Below are 3047 nucleotides of genomic sequence, written 5' to 3'. Positions count from 1 at the left end.
GCCGGCGCCGGCGCGGGGGCGTCGTCCGGGGCGCCCCACCCCATCGGCGTGCTCACGTGCCGTCACCCCGCACGGCGCTCGCGGCGCGCGTCAGCTGCTCGAGGAGCACCTGGGCCCGCTCGTCGTCCAGCGCCTCGATGGTGACGTCCCCGGCTGAGGACGCGGTCGTGATCTTCACGTCGGTGAGGCCGAAGTGGCGCATGATCGGGCCGCGCGAGACGTCCACGGTCTGGATGCGGGCCAGCGGCACCATGCGGCGCTCGATGTCGATCCACCCGGTGCGGGTGTACACCGCGTCCGGCGTGGCCTCCCACCGCGCCCAGCGGTAGCGGAGGCCGGGGGCCACCACGAGCGACACCAGGCCGACGAGCACGAAGAGACCAGCCACCGCCCAGGCCCACCAGGGCGGGGCGTGCTCGGCCAGGAACCACCACCCGCCCAGCACGCCGGCGGAGATGACCAGGGTGACCACCAGGCCCACCACCTCGCCCACGCGCCAGTAGGCGGGGGCGCGCTCGGAGACCCGGTGGCGGGGCTCGTCGAGGACGGCGACGTCGGGGCGGCCTGCCGCGACGACGAGGGACTCGGCGGGGTGGGGAGAAGTCACCGGCACATTCTCCGGGACGACTCCGTCGGGGCCGGTCCCTCCGCGGACGGACCCGGCGCACCCGTCAGCAGCAGTCCCAGGACATGCCCACGCGCCGCAGGTCTCCCCGGGCCAGGTCCTCGACCGGGACGAAGAAGCCCATCACGCCCGCATCGCCGACGGTGACCCCCGCACTGTCGCTGTCCAGCTGGAAGAGCAGGACGCGCTCCGGCCCCTGATCCTGGTCGCGCGGGTCGGACTGGGTGAAGTACGGGTAGCCGCCCAGCTGCGTGCCGCCGGAGGCCACCCCGGCCGCCATCAGTGCCTCGACCGCTTCCCCCTAGGGGGTGTCCCCGAGGGCCGGGGGGACGTCGGCCGTCCCGAGACCCGGCAGCTGCTCCTCTGGCTCCCGGCGGGTGAAGGTCATGCGGAGGGGGAGGCGCACCTGGTCCAGGGGGGCGTCTCGCCCCCGTGGTCCGTGGACCGCACGTACCCGTCCGGGGCCGGACGCGTGGGCCACGCCACGCCGGCCGGGAGATAGGGCGGGCCACCGAGCTTGCTCTCCCACCGGCGCGGCAGGGACAGGTACTCCTCGATGACGTCCAGGCCCCGATGCTGCCCGGCCCGGTCAGGCCGCTCCTTCCTCCCCCCGACGGAGCCCCACCCCGGGGCAACTATGGTCGCCGTCACACACCGACCACTGGGAAAGAGCATGCAGCACACACGATCCAGAACCGTCCTGATGGCCATGACAGCGGCCTCCCTCTTCGCCATGTTCTTCGGCGCGGGGAACCTCGTGTTCCCACCGATGCTGGGGGCGCAGGCCGGAGACGGGTTCGCACCCGCCCTCCTGGGCTTCATGCTCTCGGCCGTGGCCCTGCCGATCCTGGCGGTGACGGCCGTGGCCGTCACCGGCGGCGACATCCTGCACCTCACCTCCCGGGGAGGCCGCGTGTTCGGCGTGCTGTTCCCGGTGCTGGTGTACCTGTCCATCGGCGCCAGCTACGCGCTGCCGCGCACCGGCGCGGTGAGCTACGCCGCGAGCGTCCCGCCGCTCACCGGCACCGACTCGTGGACCGCCAAGGCCGTCTTCGCCGTGGTGTTCTTCGGCCTCACCTACCTGCTGGCCCTCAACCCCGACGGCATCATCGACACCATCGGCCGCTACCTCACCCCAGCCCTGCTGGGGCTCATGGTGCTGCTGGTGACCCTCTCGCTGGTGCGCATGGAGCGCCAGCCCGCCGCGGCCTCCGCCGACTACGCCGACCAGCCGTTCGTCTCCGGCTTCCTGCAGGGCTACCTGACGATGGACTCCCTGGCCGCCCTGGCACTGGGCATCGTCGTCATCACCACCCTCACCCACGCCGGCATCGAGCCGGGCCGCCGCCTGCTGCGCAGTGTCTCGGTGGCCGGTCTGCTCGCCGGCCTGATGCTGGGCGCGGTCTACCTGGGCCTGGCCCTCATCGGGCAGCGCCTGCCGGACGGGCAGGGGTACACCGACGGGGCGAGCATGCTCTCCGAGGCCGCCCACCAGACCATGGGCCCGACCGGCACGGTGGTGTTCGCGCTCATCGTGATCCTGGCCTGCCTCACCACCTCGGTGGGCCTGCTGGGCGCCACCTCGTCGTTCTTCGCCCGCCTTGTGCCGGCCGTCTCCTACCGCACGTGGGCGATCGTCTTCAGCCTGGTCTCGCTGGCGATCTCCACGTTGGGCCTGGAGCAGGTGATCGAGGTGGCGGCGCCCATCATCGGCTTCCTGTACCCGCCGGCGATGGCGCTGATCCTGCTGGTGCTCGTGGAGGCCGCCCTGCGGCTCCGCCTGCACCTGGCCTACGTGCTCGCGCTGGCGGTGGCCCTGGTGTGGTCGGCCGTCATGACGCTCGTCGGGCTGGGATGGGGCGCCTCGGCCCTCGAGCCGCTCATCAGCTGGTCGCCGGGCCACGCCCAGCAGCTCGGGTGGGTGCTGCCCACCCTGGTGGCGGCCGTGGTGGGCGCGGTGCTCGACCGGGTGCGCGGGGTCCCGGAGCGTGCCGCCCGCCCGGACACGGCGCGAACCGAGCCGGCCACCGCCTGAGCGCGGCACCCGCATCGGGGCAGGGTCCGGTTGGCCCGGGGTGACGACGCCCACAGCGTGCGACACCCCGGGCGATGTGGACCCACCCCCCGGAGCAGCACTTGCGGGCCACGGCCCGCGCACGACGAAGGCCCCCTCCGTGCGGAGGGGGCCTTCGTGTCACCGGTGGAGCTAAGGGGATTCGAACCCCTGACCTTCTCATTGCGAACGAGACGCGCTACCAACTGCGCCATAGCCCCGTGTGCGACCGCCGACTATAGCAACTGTCCGGACGGTGGGCCAACGCGGCCAACGCGCGGCCGGCTGCGGACCAGCGACCCGCCCCGCTCAGCGGCGGGCCGCAGTGCGGCGCTGGGACCGCGGCGCCGCGGTGACCTTGACACCCTT

General features: G+C 73.4%; 3 protein-coding genes and 1 tRNA gene. 1 reads left to right on the top strand and 3 read right to left on the bottom strand.

The window, feature by feature from the left end; genetic code table 11:
- Positions 1–52: 52 nt before the first annotated feature.
- Together HMPREF3099_RS01675 and HMPREF3099_RS01670 are read right to left on the bottom strand one after the other, a co-directional pair.
- Positions 53–607, bottom strand: coding sequence for a PH domain-containing protein (locus HMPREF3099_RS01675; protein ID WP_070703468.1), 555 nt, complete (start codon positions 605–607; stop codon positions 53–55).
- Between the two features lie 64 nt (positions 608–671).
- Positions 672–905, bottom strand: a complete 234-nt coding sequence (locus tag HMPREF3099_RS01670; protein WP_070703467.1) for a DUF1963 domain-containing protein — start codon at positions 903–905, stop codon at positions 672–674.
- A gap of 429 nt (positions 906–1334) precedes the next feature.
- Between HMPREF3099_RS01670 and brnQ the strand changes: the two genes are divergently transcribed.
- A complete protein-coding gene (gene brnQ / locus HMPREF3099_RS01665; RefSeq protein ID WP_202816658.1) occupies positions 1335–2660 on the top strand; it encodes a branched-chain amino acid transport system II carrier protein in 1326 nt (441 codons plus the stop codon).
- A gap of 166 nt (positions 2661–2826) precedes the next feature.
- On the opposite strand, the gene HMPREF3099_RS01660 is transcribed toward brnQ, so the two are convergent.
- Positions 2827–2899: transfer RNA gene (locus HMPREF3099_RS01660), tRNA-Ala, on the bottom strand.
- Positions 2900–3047 lie beyond the last annotated feature (148 nt).

The sequence above is a fragment of the Kytococcus sp. HMSC28H12 genome (assembly GCF_001816045.1).
Classification (GTDB): domain Bacteria; phylum Actinomycetota; class Actinomycetes; order Actinomycetales; family Dermatophilaceae; genus Kytococcus; species Kytococcus schroeteri.
Note: the sequence above shows the minus strand (reverse complement) of the source record. Positions and strands in the feature narration are given on the sequence as shown.

What these genes read in the sequence shown, in the direction of transcription:
- HMPREF3099_RS01670 (WP_070703467.1), bottom strand. Translation starts at nt 905, where the DNA reads ATGGCGGCCGGGGTGGCCTCCGGCGGCACGCAGCTGGGCGGCTACCCG.
- brnQ (WP_202816658.1), top strand. Translation starts at nt 1,335, where the DNA reads ATGACAGCGGCCTCCCTCTTCGCCATGTTCTTCGGCGCGGGGAACCTC.